This window comes from Streptomyces sp. NPDC005408 (assembly GCF_040606445.1).
Classification (GTDB): Bacteria; Actinomycetota; Actinomycetes; order Streptomycetales; family Streptomycetaceae; genus Streptomyces.
On record NZ_JBEXEX010000047.1, the window covers coordinates 29,785 to 47,451 of the forward strand.

The 17,667-nt window shown below is 68.4% G+C and carries 13 protein-coding genes; 3 read left to right on the top strand and 10 right to left on the bottom strand.

Annotated elements, in window-relative coordinates:
- Positions 1–74: 74 nt before the first annotated feature.
- From ABZS64_RS30965 to ABZS64_RS31005, 9 genes are all read right to left on the bottom strand, one after another.
- Entirely contained in the window at positions 75–1,757 is a 1,683-nt protein-coding gene (locus tag ABZS64_RS30965; RefSeq protein ID WP_355836907.1) for a hypothetical protein, read from the bottom strand.
- A complete protein-coding gene (locus tag ABZS64_RS30970) occupies positions 1,754–2,626 on the bottom strand; it encodes a nucleic acid/nucleotide deaminase domain-containing protein (protein ID WP_355836909.1) in 873 nt (290 codons plus the stop codon). The genes ABZS64_RS30965 and ABZS64_RS30970 overlap by 4 nt, the downstream gene beginning before the upstream one ends.
- An 843-nt stretch (positions 2,627–3,469) precedes the next feature.
- The gene (locus ABZS64_RS30975; RefSeq protein WP_355836910.1) at positions 3,470–4,516 is read right to left on the bottom strand and encodes a GNAT family N-acetyltransferase; all 1,047 of its coding nucleotides are present in this window, start codon (positions 4,514–4,516) and stop codon (positions 3,470–3,472) included.
- A gap of 18 nt (positions 4,517–4,534) precedes the next feature.
- Complete coding sequence (locus ABZS64_RS30980) at positions 4,535–5,857, bottom strand: MFS transporter (RefSeq protein WP_355836912.1); 1,323 nt, start codon at positions 5,855–5,857, stop codon at positions 4,535–4,537.
- A gap of 267 nt (positions 5,858–6,124) precedes the next feature.
- Positions 6,125–6,478 carry an SH3 domain-containing protein gene (locus ABZS64_RS30985; RefSeq protein ID WP_355836914.1) on the bottom strand — a complete coding sequence of 118 codons (354 nt, stop codon included), beginning with the start codon at positions 6,476–6,478 and terminating at the stop codon, positions 6,125–6,127.
- 863 nt (positions 6,479–7,341) lie between these two features.
- Positions 7,342–8,154, bottom strand: a complete 813-nt coding sequence (locus ABZS64_RS30990) for a hypothetical protein (protein ID WP_355836916.1) — start codon at positions 8,152–8,154, stop codon at positions 7,342–7,344.
- Positions 8,155–8,432: 278 nt separating this feature from the next.
- On the bottom strand, positions 8,433–10,346 hold the full coding sequence (locus tag ABZS64_RS30995; protein ID WP_355836918.1) for a helix-turn-helix domain-containing protein: 1,914 nt from the start codon (positions 10,344–10,346) through the stop codon (positions 8,433–8,435).
- 301 nt (positions 10,347–10,647) lie between these two features.
- Positions 10,648–11,508, bottom strand: coding sequence for an SAM-dependent methyltransferase (locus ABZS64_RS31000; protein WP_355836920.1), 861 nt, complete (start codon positions 11,506–11,508; stop codon positions 10,648–10,650).
- On the bottom strand, positions 11,505–12,434 hold the full coding sequence (locus ABZS64_RS31005) for a helix-turn-helix transcriptional regulator (RefSeq protein WP_355836922.1): 930 nt from the start codon (positions 12,432–12,434) through the stop codon (positions 11,505–11,507). The genes ABZS64_RS31000 and ABZS64_RS31005 overlap by 4 nt, the downstream gene beginning before the upstream one ends.
- A gap of 578 nt (positions 12,435–13,012) precedes the next feature.
- Here ABZS64_RS31005 and ABZS64_RS31010 point away from each other — a divergent pair.
- From ABZS64_RS31010 to ABZS64_RS31020, 3 genes are all read left to right on the top strand, one after another.
- A complete protein-coding gene (locus ABZS64_RS31010) occupies positions 13,013–14,101 on the top strand; it encodes a hypothetical protein (RefSeq protein WP_355836924.1) in 1,089 nt (362 codons plus the stop codon).
- A gap of 86 nt (positions 14,102–14,187) precedes the next feature.
- Positions 14,188–15,426 carry a cytochrome P450 gene (locus ABZS64_RS31015; RefSeq protein WP_355836926.1) on the top strand — a complete coding sequence of 413 codons (1,239 nt, stop codon included), beginning with the start codon at positions 14,188–14,190 and terminating at the stop codon, positions 15,424–15,426.
- A 335-nt stretch (positions 15,427–15,761) separates the two neighbouring features.
- Positions 15,762–16,370 (top strand): hypothetical protein, encoded by a 609-nt coding sequence (locus ABZS64_RS31020; protein ID WP_355836928.1) that lies wholly within the window; start codon positions 15,762–15,764, stop codon positions 16,368–16,370.
- Between the two features lie 111 nt (positions 16,371–16,481).
- On the opposite strand, the gene ABZS64_RS31025 is transcribed toward ABZS64_RS31020, so the two are convergent.
- Positions 16,482–17,657, bottom strand: a complete 1,176-nt coding sequence (locus ABZS64_RS31025; protein WP_355836950.1) for a selina-4(15),7(11)-diene synthase — start codon at positions 17,655–17,657, stop codon at positions 16,482–16,484.
- Positions 17,658–17,667: the final 10 nt, after the last annotated feature.

A 17,667-nucleotide genomic window follows, 5' to 3' on the forward strand; every position in this document is an offset into this window, starting at 1 on the left:
AACTCCCTACCCTTCCGGGACACATGAGTGACCGTCAACTGCAGGTAAAGCCGAGGCGGGTGAGATCAGCCACGTCAGTTGGGGCGCAGGCACAGCACACGGTCGTCGAGACCGATGAGCAGGTATTCCTTCGCCGTGAGCGCGAGGGCATTCACCGGAGGGCCCGGCCGGAAAAGGCGCGTCGGGCCGCCGTCGAGGCGGTGCAGCTCGATCAGGCCGTCCGCCCAGCCGATGGCCAGAACCAGACCGGAAGGGGTGCGGGCGGCGCTCAACGCGGAGACAGCGCAGCGTCGTTGAGTCACCGGGGTCTGCTGCGGATCCGCGACCGGCGCCCAGGCCCGGACCGTTCCGTCCGCGCCGCCGCTGTAGAGGAGTGCCACAGTCGCACCGTCCCCGCCTAGTGGGATCTCGAGCGCGGACAGGGCGGTGACGCGACCGGTGTGCAGCTGCGCAACGTGCTGCCTGTCTTGCGCCGAGCCCACGGGGAAGACGCGCACGGCACCGGTGGCATCCCCGATCGACGCGATGCTCGTGGTGGCGGCGATGGCCGTGCCAGGCGAGCGGTCGAGCTGTGCGGAGAGCGCCTGGGTGAGCCGCTCGGTAGGGGTGGGACCGTCATCGAGCAGGGCGGCGATGCCCGTGACGCGGGGCGCGGTCGGCAACGTCCGTGTGTGCAGGCGTCCTTGGGCGTCCAGGGCGAGCACCGTCGCGTCGTCTAGGACGGTGACCGCAGTCGGCTGCGCGACGGGCTGAGCCAGGCGCCCGGCCGGAGCGCCATCCGCGGTGCTGATGGTCTTGAGTACGCCCTGGTGGTCTGCCATGAGGCCCTGACACGGAGCGAGCCCCGGGCCCTGGGCAAGTGCGAGGACCGGCCCAGGCCAGGGCGGGGTGACGTCCCCGCGTACCCGGCTCCACTGCACCTGCCAGCCGGCAGTAGTCGCGAGGCTCCTCAATTCGGGCCCAAGACGGGGGTCCGCGCCGTCCCCCAGAGCGGCCAGCAGCACCAGCGCCCGCTCGGCGGGCTCCTGGTCGCGGCACAGTGACTGCCCCGCGCGCAGCCATGCCGCACGCAGCCCGCCATGCTCGTCCGCGCCGTTCTCGAAGGCGGCGGTGACCTGCCACGGATCGGCGGCACACAGCGCGGCCGCGTCGTCCAACGCGAGGGCGGCAACGGTTTGTTGCCCGGTGGTGTGAGCAGAATGGCCGGCGGCGTCCTGCGTGGCCATCCATGCCTGATAGCGGGCTTCGTCGGTCCACTGGGGCTCGTCCAGATCCATCACGGCCCCCCCGGATGCGGCGAGCGGCCGGTGGACTGTGCTTTGAGAGCGGGCTTCGACGACGACCCGGACGTGCCCGATACCACACAGCGCGAGCGCCAGTTCGGCGAGCGCCTCGGAGTCGCTACTGGCGTGCAGGCCTGGCAGGACGATAGTGACCGGACGTGGGTCGGCGCCGAGTCCGGCTAGCAGTTCGTCCGGCGCGCGGGCTACGAGGCCGAGCTGGTCGGCCAGCATCCACACGGTGCCCCGCATGCTCTGGCCTTCCAGCGGTACGAAAGCGTGCACGGTGCGCTCCGGGACGGTGCCCGGACGGGTTCCGTGGCCCACCAGCCAGGCCAGCAGCGTCGACTTCCCGCACCCCTCACTGCCCGCTACCAGGCACAAGCCCGGCGCAGATGCATCAGCCAGCCACCCGAGCAGCGCGGCGGCAGCGGGTTCCCGCCCCGCAGCAGGGCGGGCCCATGCGGTGTCGCTCACCGGCGGCCCTCGGCCGCATACTTGATCAGCTCCTTGAGCCCGGTTTCGCGGGAGTCGGCGTCACTGCCGTAGTCGAAGCTGTGCGTGAACTCCGCGTGCGGGAAGGTCCGCTGCATCCAGAGCGCGCAGTAATGGCCGGGCATCATGCACGCCTGCAGCTCGCAATACACCCGGCGCACTTGCTCCGGTGCGACGCCCTCACCCGACAGCCGCTGCCAGATCAATTCCTCGGGATGCAGCCGCCCTGGGCCGGTCGCCTCCGTGACGATCTGCTTGTTACCCGCACCGTCGACGTACTCGAAGGCGGCGGAGAACGGGAAGTTGAGCGTGTGCCGCACATCGTCCAGCACGCGAGGCCACCAGGCGTCCCGCTCCTCGAATGCGCCCACGTCGATGCGCCGCAGTTCGTCGTTCAGGTCCCGGAAGGTTGCAGCCGCCTCAGCGAGCCCGGACGACGCCGCGATGACCGGCAAGAGGCGGTCTAGGACCGCCAGCGACGCGTTGAAAGCGGTGACGTCCGTGCTGACGAACAGGTCGTCCTCACCGCCCTCGAGTATGACCGCCTCGACGGCACCGTCGGGCCGCACACACAGCTGAGCCAGCTCGTCTGTCCCGATGCGCAGCCAATGCTCCTGGGCGGCAGCGGGGCGGGGGAGTTCGCGATGACTGGTGTAGATGCCGAGCAGGAGCGCGTCATTCTCACCCGCGGCCGTGAAGTAGGGGTTCACCTGCAGGGGGACGCCCACCTGCTCGAGGGCGGTGCGCGCGGCGTCAGGTAGCCGCACCCCGGACGCGCTGCGGGGGTGGAGGCGGCGCATCCCGTCCGTACCGAAGTGGACGCTGGCCGGATCAAAGGACGGCGTAGACATCGAGAAACCTCACTGAACAGACGGGCCGATGCGCACGACCCTATCCGGGAGTCGCGGCGGAGCACCGACGGTGGGTCCTGAGGGCGGTAGGCCCGGAGCTTCCTTGCACCGAATGACTCGTAAGACTTGAGTTTCGGGCCACTCGAGTACGTGCTCAGCGCCGCTTAACCGGGCCGTTTCCTGTTGGGGCCGCTTCGTAGGCGTGGAGAGGACGGGGGTCGATGACGCGCCAGGCGTCCCGCTCGGTGGCGAGAATCCGCCCTGCGAGGTACACGAGACGACCCTAGCCCGCCACGGCACAAAGCCCCTGGCAACGGAGCCGTGCTCCGGGCTCCAAGGGCAGACTGCGGAACCAGAACGCGGCAACAACGCCACCGGCGACGCCAGCAACGACCCACCCCTGTCACCCGATCGGACGTCTCACTGGCGTCCGCGAAGACCGAAATGGGCAGTGCGGCCGCCTGGCGGCCTCTCACAGTGGCTCTATTCAGGAGTCGTCCCGCTCATCGGCCAGCCGCTCCACAGCCTCCAGAGGTTCGCCGAGGGCGCGGTCAGCTCCATGTTCGCGGCCTGGTCTAGCTGGGCGCCCAGACCCCTCGCCTACGCCAGATCGGAACGCAGCGTAGTCACCGGCCCGGTCCCCCGGGCGAATGCGCGACACATGAATATGCGAGCTCACCAGTACCGAGGCCGGCGTCCGGGCCAGGTACCACCGGAAGACGACGCAACCAGCCGACGGGGGTTGAAGCGGACACGCAATACGCGTATGACACTGAACAGTTCACTGCGCTACTGAACTATCCACTGAACTGTTTCGTGCGCAACTGAACTCTTCGGTGCCGTTCAACAGGTGCGTCGTGCGGCGGTGAGGGTGGTGGTCCATACCGGGGCGTACTGGGCCTTGTAGGCGAGCTGGCCTGGTGAGCAGGTGGTGCGGCCGAGGTCGAGGGTGTTGAATCCGGCCGCGGTCAGATCGTCGGTAAGCGTGCGGAGGAGAGCGTGCCCGGGCGCCAGTTCCTGTTGTGCCGGGTCCATTGCCGGTAGCAGGGAGTAGACGTAGCGGCCGCGGTGCAGGCACAGCTGGGCCGCGACGACGCTCTCGTCGACGGCAAGGGTGGCGATGAACGCCATGCTGGAGCAGTGCTGCAGGACAGCGCGGAACTGCTCGTCTGCGGGGGTGAGACGATGATCGGGCCGGGGGCTGCTCCAGCGGAGTCTGTGCAGGTGGCAGAGCGCGGGGTAGGCGGCGAGGAGTTCCGCGGCGCTGCTGGTGCGATGGTAGGCCACCGTTCGGCTGCTGGTGGTGAGTTGGTCCCAGGCTCGCTTGCGGCGTTTGTGTTCGCGCCGGGTGGCGCGCGACATGGCGGCATACGGCACGGGCAGGTCGATGCGGGCGCATCGGGTGATGGTGTGCTGCCACTGTGCGGCGACGTGCCGGCCGAGAGCGCTGTTGCTGGGGACGTCCGGCATCATGACGTCGGCGCCGAGAGTGGCGAGCGTGTGGGCGATGGCGGCAGCGACGTGGGGTTCTTCGGCGTCCGGGCCGACGAGCCGGATGTATTCGGCGGTCGGAGCGGACAGCGGCTGTACCTCCGTGCGGCCGCCGATGCTGCGGTCGCGGACGACGGCGAGTGCGGCCCGCGGACCGGATGGCGCCGCTGCGACAAGGACCAGTAGCACGGCGGTGGCTGGGAGCTGGTCCGCGTGGACTGTGAGCCACGCCGGTGACTGGTACGGGGTGGCCAGCCGGTCTTGCTCATACAGGCCGGGCCACTGCGAGGTGAGGAAGTCCCGGGCGGCGCGGTTTTCGAGTATGTCCACGGTCACCGGCGCCGGGAGAGTGCTGAGCTTGCCGGGTCTGTCGCCGGGGGCGTCGATGAGTTTGGTCATGGTCGGTCAACTCCGGTTCTATGCTGCGTCGTTGGCCGGGGACGGCGGCCGGGCCTGCACAGCGGTGGTCTGCGGCTCGGAGGCCGAACGGCTGGCCGTCGCGGTGCGGGCCGGGCCGATCAGCCTTGCCAATGGGGCGCACAGTGCGGCGCCGAGGGTTCCTGAGGCGAGGATGGTGAAGGCGGCCAGGTCGTCGCCGCCGGTGTTGAGGGCCCAGGCGGCGAGCAGGGGCGCGATGATGACCGCGACGGCCAGCGTTCCGCCCCAGATCCCGGCATACAGGCCGCGGGCGTTGGCGGGTGAGATGCGGTTGAGGATGTCGCTCGCTGCGATGAAGAGAATGATCTCGCCGGGTACGGCGATGCAGGCCGCGAGGCTGTAGCCGGGGGTGGTGGAGGCGAGGCCGCAGGCTCCCATCCCGATGCCGAGCAGCAGTGAACTGAAGGCGAACAGGCCCAGCATGGGGGCGTCGCGTGCGGCGCGGTGGCTGAGCCAGGGCGTGATGACCGGTGAGAGGGCGACAACGACCATCGCGGCGGCGACTTGCGTCCAGCCGTAGGCGGCCGCGTCCAGTCCGTCGGCGGCCATGAGCATCGGCAGCGCCGAGAACATTGAGGCACAGCAGGTCAGGGCAGCCAGGCTGGCCAGCCACAACAGCCGCAGCCGCCCATCGGCGAGGGCTGCGCGGAATCGGGGCTGGTCATGGGCGTCGTTTTCGGAGTGCACGCTGGGCTTCATGACGGCCAGGGCGAGAAGGCCGAAGCTGGCGCAGGCGGCGGCGTTGATCAGGAACAGCGTGCGGGTGCCGACGTCTCCTGCGAGCAGGCCGCCAACGGCACCGGTGAGTCCGGCTCCGATGTTGACGGCGAAGTGCCGGGCGGCGTTGACTCGGGTGCGGCCGGATTCCGTAGGGAAGCTGTCGATGATGACCGCTGAGACGATCGGCCGCGGCGCGTCGAACACCATCCCGACGACGATCACGGCGGCGAACACCGGGACCGCGGACTGGGCCATCGCCAGCGCGGGCAGCGCGATTGCGGCCACAAGCATCGCACCGAGCAGCGTGGCGCGTCGGCCGACGCGGTCGGCGAGCCAGCCGCAGAGCAGTTGGCTTGCGAGCCAGCCCACTCCGAAGGCGGCCAACACGTAGCCGACTGCGGTGGTCGTGAAGTTGAGTTTGGCCATCCGGTAGGAGAGGAAGGGATAGCTGAACCCTGCGGCGCGCACCACGAATGTGCCGGTCGGCAGGGCCCAGATGGCGGGCGGCCACCGGCGCCTTTGGCTGTGGGTAGAGGGGGCGGGCCGGGCTGGTGCGGTGACGGGCAGAGTGCTGGCTGACACAGACGCTCCCGGGAAGGACGGATCGGGACGTTCATGACCGAGCGCCCGCGCCGCAACGTGTTGGCGCCGGACGGGGAAGTGGTAGGGGCGCCGCCCACCGACCGGCGGCGCCCCCGGGGGACGGCGGCACCCCGCGAGGGGCCAGTCGCAAGCGCGTCCAGGGGGGTGGACAGGCGCATGGCGTGCATGGCCCGCCCCATCGGCTGTCTCAGGTCAGCCGGATGGTTGGCTCAGCGTTCACCGTGCTCGGCGCAGGGGCGTCTGGTCTCAGAGCGTCAGGTAGTTGTAGTAGACCCAGCCCGTCTTGCCGGCGTTGGCGCCGCTGGTGACCTTGCCCCACGCCCAGTTGCTGCCGTTGGGGGCGGCGATGCAGTAGTGGGTGAAGCCGGTGCCCTTGGCGAGGATCCCGAGGGACGTGTAAGAGGTGCTCGGCCCGGTGCGCAGGTTGACACTGGTCGTCGTTTTCGCCTTGTGCGGGGTGTTCCACTGGTACGAACACTTGGAGGGGATGGAGACCGCGGACGCGGTCGGCGCAAAGGCGAGGGATGCCGTCGCGCCCATGGCGAGCGTGGCCGCCGCGACTGCTAGGCGCTGGGCGTACTTGTTCCTTGCGAGAAACACGAAGACTCCTGTGGAAGGTGATACGGACATGGAGCGGCCAGCCCTCGATGGGGCATGGGCGGGTGCCCACGCGTCGCTGGTCGCGGCGGTTCGCCGGGATGCGGACATGCGGGGATGACCTTTCCGTCAGGTAAGCCGCATTTAGGGCACGACTGGGCGCACGAGGGCCCAGTTGGTGCCGAGCGGCAGAGAGTGGGGACGTGCCTGGCATGCTCAGCAGGCCAGGGGTGTGGGGTGTCGCTGCACGGCATGAGCCGATGGAGCGTGAGCTCGCACGCGTGGAATCAAGGGCGCGCGGTGGCAGGCCCGTTGGGGGTGCGTGATGGGTGCGGCGCCGGCAGGAACTGCGCTGGGGTTGTCAGTTCCTGCCGGGCGCCGCTCGCTCAAGGGAGGTGCAGTCTCCCCAGGCGGTCAGCCGGTCTGGGTGCTACGTCCAGACCGGCGAGGACGTCGCCGGGCGGTTGCTGGCCGCCGACGACAGCGAGGTTCTGAGGCCTGCCCGGCCCGCGGCGCGGCGGGGGTGCGGCTGGCGGCCGCGAGCGCTTGGGCTGCGGCGATGCCACAGGGACGCGGCTGGAATGAGACGACTCACTGTGATGGGTTCCCCTCTGTGTCAGAGGGCTTGCTGCTCAAGACGACCAGGCGGCAAAGCGCCGCCCGTACTGTCCCCGGCGGGGACTGGTGGTCTATCCTGAGCGCCGTCGGCGTGCTCCAACACGCTGGCAAGCCCCAGTGGTTGATCGATCTGCTGGCGGTGACTCCGCACGAGTCATGGGTGCCGACCTTCTCCAGGGTCGGCACCCGCGTGCACCCGAGGGTGCTGAGTGCCGAAGGCTGACTCCAATCAGCCATCGAGCATCCCCCTACGGGGGCGCAGCGTGGTGGTGAACCACCTCTCCCCCGCTGATACCTGGACCGTTGACGAAGGCCCGCGGCAGCGCCGATGTTTCGGTTTCCCTGGCCCCAGCAATCAGCCTTTGGCTCGGCTGGCTATCACGTCCACATGCCAGGGAATCTCCCTGACCGGTTTTCGCAAATTGCCTCTGCCGCTCGGCGCCTATCCGGTCCCATATGGGATCCCGACGCGTCATCAGTGATCCGGCGAGAGCCGGCGATGGTATCGAATTTTGCTGCCGCACGCCCTGCAGGGCGGGTCGATCCCACGCAGGGAGCAGGCCGAACCGCCAAGGAGTGAGCAGCTCCAGCGGCAGGTGGGCCCGCAATCGGTCTGGGATTTCACCGGTGCCAGCACCAATTGGGCCAAAGAGGTGCGGACCGGCGAAATGCGTTGGCATTTCCCCGACTAGTTGGGCGCTACGGAAACTTATGTCGTAGCCATCGGCTGCGAGGGCGAGGCCGTCCGTCTCGTCGCGGGCGGCCTGGCCCATCTGCAGCCAGACAGAACCGATAGGGAGGTGTGGCAGTACATAGGGGACAACCGCCCCGGTCAGGGCCCGGGAGTCCCGGAAGGCCGTGATGATGAGTTCGGTGTCCGCGAGTTGCCCGGCCCACTGGCCGTCCATGGCGGCGAGCTCCGCGAGGGCTGCTGCCTCGCGTCCGGTGCAGTCCTCGGGCAGGATCCAGGTGTCGACTTCCACCCCGGCCGCGCACAGTTCGTCCGCTATCGGATAGGCGTCACACGCCGATCCAAGAACGGTAACGCGGTGGAATGTCATGTCGCCGACCTCAGGTATCTGGGGATTCATTTCTGATCGGGCATCACGGTAGGGCAGGGGCAAGGGCCGTGCTACTGCGCGAGTGCACAATCTGAAGTCCCTTGCCTATCGCAATTGCACACCGGATAAGAGATACGCGATGCGTGTGCCCCGGCAGGCGAGAGTTCGCTGGGGATGTGCACAGCGGATTCGGCGTGGGTGGGCATGCCTGTGCGCATCGGCAGCGCGGGACCGCATTCCTGCCTCCTGAATCCGAAGTCAGTGGTGTCGCTCGCTCCCTACGCTGCGGCGAGCCTGGCGTAGGTCAGCGTCGGGATCCCCGTGCAGACGCTCAGGGCGATGGCGATGTCGCGCAACCCGGCCAGGGTGGCGAGGTCCCGCCCTGTGACCTGTTCGATGGTCTTGAGATGGGTGCGCACCGTCAGTTCGGACAGGCTGAGATCGCGAGCGGCCGCCTCCACCCGCGCCTCGTGGTGCAGCCAGGCCTGAAGGGTGCGCTTGAGGTCACGGCGGTCGGCCGCCAGCAGGTCCAGGAGTGCTTCGGCCCATACGCGTACGCGGGGGCCGCCCACAAGTTCGTCCAGCGTTCCCACTGGGGGTCCGCCCTCGTGCGGGACCCCGGGCTCTTCGGCAAGGGCAGTGATGTCGAGGGCCAGGCCGAGGACGACTTTGCTCTGTACCTGGCCCAGGTCCAGGGCGAGGAGGTCGGCGGCCCGGCTCACCCGCTGAGCCACCGTGTTGCGGTGGACGCCCAGTGCGCGGCCGGCCGCGGTGTGCGATTGGGTGAGCGCGATCCGAAGGGTGCGCTCCATCTCTTTGGCCTGGGCAGCGGGCAGGCTGCGGATGGGTGCTAGAACTCGCAGAGCCCATGCGCGCGCAGCGAGGGGATCAAGCAGGTCGACGAGGTTGATGGTGCTGGCTGCCAGCACGATGGGGTCGTGCCTGCAGTCGGTGAAACTGAGGGCAGCGATGGCTTCCTCGTATGCGGTGGGAACCAAGGCAATTGGGCGTCGGCTGCTGCCGCCCATGCGGTGGGACCCGGCGGAGGACAGAACGAGATGCTGTACCTCGCCGGCGATCCCCACCCCGGCGGGGTCCGTGTCGTGGAGCGGCTCCACAATCACGATGTGCCGATCGTCGGTCGGACAGCGGACGATCAACGCCCGCTCGCCGACGACCGCTTCGCAACGGTGTGCTGTTTCCTCTCGCCGGTCTGCAGAGCCGCAGTCGATGACGTAGATGCGGGCCTCGTCGGCGGCCAGCAGCCCGGGGGCGAGACCCTCCATCACCCGCTGTGCCTTGGCCGGTTCACCGTTCATCAGCAGCTGGTAGGTCACGCTGCGGGCCTCGCGAGCGGACCGTGCCGCCCCCTCATAGCCGCGGTGCGCCTGGTCGACCAGCCCCAGGAGCTTTGCGGCGTGCTGGATCAGCCGCGCATCGGCCTGATCGAAGGGCCGGTCCGCGGCCACGGCGAGGACTGCCGAGTCTGTGCGGGTCGGCGTCAGCGCAACGAGCCGGGTGTGGACTCCGGCACCTTCCATCTCTGCCTGCACTCGGTCTGGTTCGGCGGCCTGGGTGATGACGGCGTGGGCCAGGTGCGCGGGTGCGGTCTTCGGAGCGGCGGCGAGCACGCCGCGCTTGGGGTCGCTGACGAGGACCTGAGCCTCGAGCGCGTCCGCGAGCCACATCGTGATGCGGTCCATGGCCGAGTCGTCGGCAAGTTGAGTCGGCAGGCGGTGAAGCAGGCCGGCCAGGTTCTCGACCTGGCGCTCGGCGTACTGCCTGCGGCATGCCTGAATGCCTTCGTTGAGGGTGTCCCACGCAGCGGGATCGGCTGTCGTCGTCAGCAGGGGGATGCGCAGGTTTCGGGCGATGGCGTGGGTCGCGCGCGGATAGGTGGCCACATGGTGTTCGGGGGTTGTCACCACCATTCCCGCTGCCCGGTACTTGGCGAGAGCAGTCAGTGTGCGGTCGACGGCGGCCGCGGTGGCGCCCTGGATGCCGGAGGTGAGGGTGAGAAGGAGCAGTGTTCCCGGAGGCTGGGCGAAGTCGCACCGGCCGCCGAGCAGTTCTTCCTCGCTGACCACGACCATGGCCGCCACTTTGGTGTCGGCGTACGGCCCGGCGTTCGGCTCCGAGAAGCGCAGTTGAAGCTCGGAACGTTCGTCGACTAGGTATCCAAGAGTTGGCATGTCCCCTGATCTCCTCGATGGGCAACTGCCGTGCGAGGGTTTTCCCGGCAGGTCCTGGTGAGTGCTGGTGCAGCGGTCACACGAGTGGCAGCGCTTAGGCCTCGCGCCCTCGCACAAGGGGGCGTGATGCCCCCGTGCGCGGGAGTGCGCGCGAAGCGAGGTCGCTGATGTCGGCGCAAGGAGCTGAGCGAGGATGCGCGGCGAAATCCCGATGGGCCCGACCGAAGGCCGTTCAGGTGCAGGCGCTGGTGTGCAGCCCTGTCTCTCGCTCGCCCGTGCGGGCGCCGCCAGACCATCGCCGCTACGGCTTTCGGGCGATGCCGGCGTACTTCGAGTCCGCGACGTCGCTGATCGTGGCGGAATCGAACGCGAGGCCGGGTCGGCCGATCTCCGGCAGGACAATGTCGGGTCGCCAGCTGTGGCACACAGCCAGGCCGGAGTCGACGAGCTCGAGGCCGGTGAAGAAACGCTCGATCTCGGCGCGGCTGCGCAGTACGAGCGGTCCCTTCCCGTAGGGGACGTTGTAGCTGGCGACCACCTTGTCCATGTTCCGGAAGTCGGCCGTGGGATGGCTCACCGTGACGTAGCTGCCCAGGCAGAGGGCCTCGACCAGTTCGGCGACCTTCTCGTGAGGGCTGTCGTCGTCGGAGACGAAGTTGAGAAGGTTGTTGAGGCAGAGGGCGACCGGCTCGCCCAGGTCCAGCGTGGCGGTGAGCTCTGGTGCCTTCAGAATCGATGCGGGGTTCGTGAAGTCGGCATACAGCATGGCTGTTTGCTCTTGCGGCGAGGCCTTCAGATGGGCCTCGAAACGCCGGATCACGATGGGGTCGTTGTCGACGTAGACCACCCGGGCAGCGGATGAGGCGTGCCGGGCGATCTGGTGGAGGTTGGGCTCGTAGGGAAAGCCGCATCCGATGTCGAGGAACTGGGTGATGCCGAGCTGGGCAGCCAGATAGTGGGTGCTGCGCTGCATGAAGTGGCGGGCGGCCCAGGCCGACCTTCGGGCGTCGGGGTGGTTCGCCATGATCGGGGCGCCCACCTTCTCGTCCTCTTCGTACCAGTCCTTGTAGCCGAGGAGGTAGGAGTACACCCGCGCGGGGTGAGCAACATTGGTGCTGGTATCGACGCGTTCCGTGGGAAATCCACGGTAGTCCCCGTTCATGCCACTTCTCCGTTCCTCTTCTCGCTCTCCGAACCGGTACGCCGTCTGGACGCCGCCGGATGGGCCCACAGCTCCCGGTGGATGTCTCGGAGGAAGGCGGGGGACACATCCAGGGGCGCAGCCTCGGCGCTCATACGGTCCAGGCTTTGGATGTAAGCGCTCGTCTTCTCGTCGAGGTACTCGCCGCCGGTCAGGTTGTCGACGTAGACGTTGTCGGGCAGTTCCGGGGCAGTGTCGAACCGGAATAGGCTGAATTGACCCTGCCGCGCTGAATAGGCACCGCTTGCATGCGGAAGGATCTGCAGCTGAATGTTGGGCAATGCGGCGTCAGCGATGAGCCGTTCGATCTGCGGGCCCATGACGGCAGCTCCGCCGACCGACTTGCGCACAGCGGTCTCTTCCATGACCACCCACAGGACAGTCGGCTCAACGCGTCCGGTCAGGCAGTGCCGCTGCCGTTCCAGCACCAGCTCGACCCGCCGCTCCAACTCGGTCTGAGATGCGTCGGGGTGGTCCATGCTCAACAGCGCGCGGGCGTAAGCCTCGGTCTGCAGCAGCGCAGGGATGCTGTGGGGCTCATAGGCCCTGATGAGACTGGCAGCCCCCTCCAGGCTCACGAAGCGACCGAAACCGTCGGGCAGGACGTCCCGGAAGTCGTGCCACCATTCCGCGGTGTTCGCCTGCTTCACCTGCTCCATGAAGTCAGCGATCTGTTCCCGTGTTGCCCCGTAGAGCTCAAGAAGAGGCCTTACCGCCATGACCTTCGGCTTTACCTGGGCAAGCTCCAGGCGCCGAATCGTCCCCGGGTGAACCCCCAGGTGCGCAGCAGCCTCTTCCCACGTTTTGCCGGCGCCGTCGCGCAGGACGGCCAACTGCCTCCCGAGCCTGAGCTGGAGCGCCGTCGGCATCGCCTTGGTTGTTGCCACCTGGCTCCTCCCCTATCGACCTGCGGGCCGCAGTCTGCCACACGTTCGCTGCAAGCAACAGGATGCAAATTGCAGATTGCCTGTTGCGAGTTGGGGTGATCGGCGGGGATAGTGACGCAGTGACATCACCATTCCCGGCGATGTGCCTGTGTCCGCTCGCCGTGCCGACGGCGCGGGTGAGCCTGTCGCCGCTGTGCTGCCGTGCACCCGGCGACCCAGTCGTGACGTCCTTACCGAGCGGAGACTTCGTGCCCATGCCTCCTTATGGCGCCGCCAGCCCTGAACCCGGCGGGCTCAGCGCCCGGTTGCCGCGCCCGCCGGCCGGCTGCCCAGCGGACACCGTCCCCTTGTACGGACCCGGATTCGATGCTGATCCCGATGCCTACCTGGCGGCGGTGCGGCAGCTCGGGCCGGTTGTCCCAGTGGCGTTGGGCGAAGACGAGGAGGGATGGGGATGGCTGGTCCTCGGACGTCACGAGGTGATGGAGGTGCTGCGCAACACAGACGAGGCGTGGATGCATGACCCACGGAGCTGGGGCGATCACGGGCCCGCCCGCCGCGGTCGGGCGACTCGACGCATGAGGTGGCTGCCGGACGTTCTGCGCGGCAGCAGCCGCGGCCGCAACCGCGACGACCGTGCTCCTGGGGCGGCGCCCCTGGCCCGGGCTCTGAGCGAACTCGGGCCCGGCACCGCAGACTTCATCCGCCAGCTCGCCGATGAACTCATCGACGAGTTCGCCCCGGCGGGCAAGGGGCGGGTCGATCTCATGGGCGCGTTCGTCCAGCGGTTGCCCCTGCTGGTCATGATGGGGCTGCTCGGCATGGATGAGCGGTACGCCGCCGGCGTGGGCCAGGCCGTCCCCGACCTCCTCGCAGGAGCACGGACCTCCGCCCGGCTGGACGAGCTCATGCTCCAGCTCGTCGAGGAGAAGACCGAGACGCCCGGACGTGACCTCGTCTCCTGGATGGTCCATTACGCGAGCGATGCCAGCGTGCGAGAGATCGCACACCAGACACGGCTCCTGCTCCTGGCTGCTGTGGAGGAATGCACGGCGCTGCTGGGCAGCTGTCTCCTCCCACTGCTGGATCCCGGGGGCGACGCCCCGCCGGAGGAACAGCGCCCAGGCCTTCCCCGTATCGCCGAACGCGCGATGCGGCACAGCCCGCCCATCCCGGAGCTGTTCGGCCGAGTCGCCACGCGCGACACCCTGCTCGGCAACGCACTCATCCTGCAGGGCGATCCGGTCATCATCTCGCTCGCCGCAGCAGACGGCCCGGCTCCAAACTCACCCACCACGGCAACCCTCGGGCACGGCCAGAGCCAGCCGGTCGGGACACCACGCGCGCACGCCTGCCCGGAAGCCGCCGCGCCTCTGACCTGGCTGGTGGTCGCGACCGGCCTGGACCGGCTCGCCTTCCGCCTGCACAACCTGCGCCTGAGCATGCCAGCCCGTGAGCTCCTGTGGGGGTCCGCCCACTCGGCCCGATCCCCGCAGTCGCTGCCCGTGGAGTTCCTGCCCGGCAGGCCGGACGTCACCGCAGACGTCCAGTGGCTGCCCGATTGCGACTTCATCAACGCTCCCCCACCGCAGCCAGCCGCCCCCCACCCGACCGATACCGGTTCCGTCCGTTGGCGATCACTGCGGCACAGCGGCCGCAGAAACTAGCCAACGCCCACGATCGCGCGACCACCCCAGCTGAACGGCGGCATCTGCCGCTGCCTCGCATGCCGTCCCGACTCTGGAGGTGCCCGATGGGCTACAAGCACGCCCCCCGCTTCCCCCTCAACCCGCACACCCCCGATGTCGCCGCCGAAACCGAGCAGCTGCGCGCGCTGGGCCGACTGGTCCTCGTGGACTTGCCAGGCGGGGTGCCGGCATGGGTCACGACGGACTACGACACGGCGCGCACCGTCCTCAACCACCCGCTGTTGAGCAAGGAGATACGCCACTGGCGGGCCTTGGAAGCAGGAGAGGTACCCGAGGACTGGTCCTTGTTTCCCCTCGTCCAGGGAACCGGGATGCTCCACTGCGACGGTGACGACCACCAGCGCCTGCGCAACATGGTGGCCCCGGCCTTCACCCGCGAACGCGTCGCCGGGCTGCGGCCGCGCATCGAGGAAATCGCTGATGAGCTCCTCGCGGACCTGGCTGCCACAGACCCCGCCGAGCCGGTCGACCTGCGCGAACAGTTTGCCTACCCGCTCCCGATGCGGGTCATCTGCGACTACATGGGCATCAGCGACGACGCCTCGACTCGCCTTCGTGCCCCCATCGAACGGCTCCTGACCATGAGCAGCCCCGAGGAGCTGGTCACCGCCATAGAGGAGACAGACCGTGTTCTACGAGAGCTGATCGACGACAAACGTGCGCACCCGGGTGATGACCTCATCACCACCCTGATCGAGGCACGCGACGAAGACGCCGGCAAACTGAGCGAACAGGAGCTCGTCGACAACCTGTTGCAGGTCATCACCGCCGGCCACGAGACCACCGTCAACGCCATCACCAACGACGTGTACCACCTGCTGACGCACCCCGATCAGCTAGCCCTGCTGGGCGAGCGGAGCCATCCGGTTTCCGACGCGGTCGAAGCAGGGCTGGGATACGGCTCGCCCGTCAGATACGCCCTCATGCGGTACGCCACCCAGGACATCGACATCGCCGGAGTCACAGTGCCCGCGGGAGACCCCGTCGTCGTCGCCCTCGCCGCCGCCGGGCGCGACCCCGGCAGATGCCCCGCCGGAGGTGCCGCACCCGACACCTTCGACATCCGCGCGAACCGAGACCACCTGAGCTTCGGTCACGGCCAGCACTTCTGCCCCGGTTCCATCCTCGCCCGGGCCGAAATCGAGATCGCCCTGACCAAACTGTTCCACCACTACCCCAACCTCACCCTCGCCTCCGCCAGCCCTCCGCCCATCCACTCCATTGCACTTCAGGGCTTCACGGAACTGCCCGTCTACCTCAAGGCCGGCCAGCAACCGGCATAAGAATCGCTGCTGCCCACGGAGAGGCCACCGTCGAGGCCATCCCCCAGGGCGGCATTCGGGCCGACCTGGGCCGCCGCTCGCGACGCCGACGGCTGACGGGCAGATGCCGAGGTGGGGCCGCATAGGCGGTGAAGCGGATCAGATAGCGTCCGACGGACAATGATCGATGGGGAGGGGTGCAGGTCGTGAGGGTGGGACAGCGAAGACTGGTTGCCGCGGGTGTGGCGGTGGCTGTGGGCGGGGCACTGTTGTGTGGGTGCGGGGCGGCGCCCGGTGCGCGCGGAGAGCCGCCCGGCTCTGAAGCGGCATCTGGGAGCGTCGGGCTTTCGAAGGCGTTGTCCTTCCGCTACATCGGGGACTCCGGCGAGGACGAGACGATGAATCAGCAGTTGGAGATCGAGAACGTCTCCGGGCAGTCGGTGGTCCCGGTCCTGTCCTTCAGCGCGCTCGACAAGAATCATCAGGTTCTGCCTCAGGTCAAGGTGAGCACGGTGTACGGAAGCGACCGGGGCAATCTGGTAGCGGCGTACGGGACGAGCGTCGACATCCTGCGGTTCTCCGGCCCTGGTGAGCATGAGGTGGCGGATGTCCGTGTGACGGTGCAGAGCACGGCCGCCGCTCGGATCCCCGCCGGGATGCACGAGGTGACGACTCAAGCGCTGGACAGCCAGGGCCGCGAGATCACCAGGTTCGAGCGTTTCTCCAAGGTTCGGCTCACCAATGAGGATGACTTCCCGGTTTTCGTGAGGGTCGCTTACATCGTGTGGGACCAGCCGCCCAAGGGCGTCACCCAACAGGCCGTCGAGGTCACGGCGGTCGGAGGCCTGACGGTGGTACCGCCCCACGGGACTGCTGTAGTCAAGGTGACCGGGGATGCGGCCGCTGCGGTGGCGCGCAGTTCCAACGGCCCGGCGGTGAGCATCAAGGCCTACGACTCGCAGTAGCTCCACGAAGCATTCCCCGGCCCCGTGATGCCGCCGTGGTGGCACCCGCGGCAGCCGGTGGCGGCAGCGTAAGGGGGCGGCCTCTCCCCACGGGGAGAGGCCACTACTGCGTCATGTGCCGGATGGGCAGCTCAGGACTCTTGACGAATCCTTTCTCCGCCGGCGTGCCTTGGCCCCTTCCGGCGTGGAAGGGGGAGAGCCGGCCTGGGTGTCTTGTGCGAGGGGCGGATCGGGCCGGACGAGATCGAGGTCCCACCACCAGGAGATGACGGGGATGTCCACGGGCTTGTCGCTACGGTCGGTGGGTGTCTCACGGAAGGCAGTGGGAAGGCCAGCCGGGTCGTCGGGAGTGGTGTAGCGCACGGAGCTTATGCCCCAGTCCTGGGCGCCGCGGATGAATGTGGCGAGGCTGGTGAGGTATTGCCCCAGCTGTGGGCTGGCCGCAGGGAGCATGCGCTCGCGCAGACGCAGGAAGAGGCGCATCACCCGGTCCCGCTGGGAGATCGCCATGTCGATGGCCTGGCCGGGGCTGAGCTGGTATTCGTGCTCCAGCACCCGCACGGCATTCAGGTAGTAGCCCGTTCCGCGGCTCTCCTTGTGATGAGAGAAGAGATCGTTGTCCCAGGTGATGATGAAGGACGCCATCTCAACCGCGGCCCGCACGGACTTCTGGTCCCGCTCAGCCGGCTGCAGTTCGTAGCCGTGCCCCATCTCCAGCAGCGGCAGCACGACCGTCGTCGCGCCGTCGTAGAGGCGCATCAGGGTGTAGTCGTTCAGGTCGGGGACGGTGCCCGCTCTGCGGTGCTCTGCCTCCCACACCACGGTGGAGAAATACTCGCGCAGTGCATGTACCCAGAGAGCCGCCTGCCCGACAGTGCCGTGCTCAGAGATTCTGCGTTGCAGGTCACGCAGCCCGCGAGCGAGCGGGTCGTCGAGCAGCATGGGGACTTCTGGGTTCTGTGCGACGCGCAGCAGCCGCAGCAGTGCTGCCATCAACTGCCCTGGCTGGCGGCCCAGTTCGCCTTCCTCGCAGTATCCGTCATCGACACCGAAGAGCCACAGGACGAAGTCTGCGAGGATGCCGACGACGGCCGCGCGGCCCTCGGGCAGGACCCGGGCGGCGAAGGTGCCGATGTCGTGCTGGACGAGCCTGTTGCGCAGTTCGCTGGATCCGATGCCGACCGCTTCGGCCCACGCCGTGGTCTGGGCGTCTATCGCCGCATGGCTGGGATGTATTGCCGGTGGTATCGGAGAGTAGATCGGTGGAACTGTCAGCTCAGGCCACACCCTGATCACC

Coding starts and splice junctions, on each gene's coding strand:
- ABZS64_RS30990 (WP_355836916.1), bottom strand. CDS start 8,154: ATGACATTCCACCGCGTTACCGTTCTTGGATCGGCGTGTGACGCCTAT.
- ABZS64_RS30995 (WP_355836918.1), bottom strand. CDS start 10,346: ATGCCAACTCTTGGATACCTAGTCGACGAACGTTCCGAGCTTCAACTG.
- ABZS64_RS31010 (WP_355836924.1), top strand. CDS start 13,013: ATGAGGTGGCTGCCGGACGTTCTGCGCGGCAGCAGCCGCGGCCGCAAC.
- ABZS64_RS31015 (WP_355836926.1), top strand. CDS start 14,188: ATGGGCTACAAGCACGCCCCCCGCTTCCCCCTCAACCCGCACACCCCC.
- ABZS64_RS30970 (WP_355836909.1), bottom strand. CDS start 2,626: ATGTCTACGCCGTCCTTTGATCCGGCCAGCGTCCACTTCGGTACGGAC.
- ABZS64_RS31000 (WP_355836920.1), bottom strand. CDS start 11,508: ATGAACGGGGACTACCGTGGATTTCCCACGGAACGCGTCGATACCAGC.
- ABZS64_RS30975 (WP_355836910.1), bottom strand. CDS start 4,516: ATGACCAAACTCATCGACGCCCCCGGCGACAGACCCGGCAAGCTCAGC.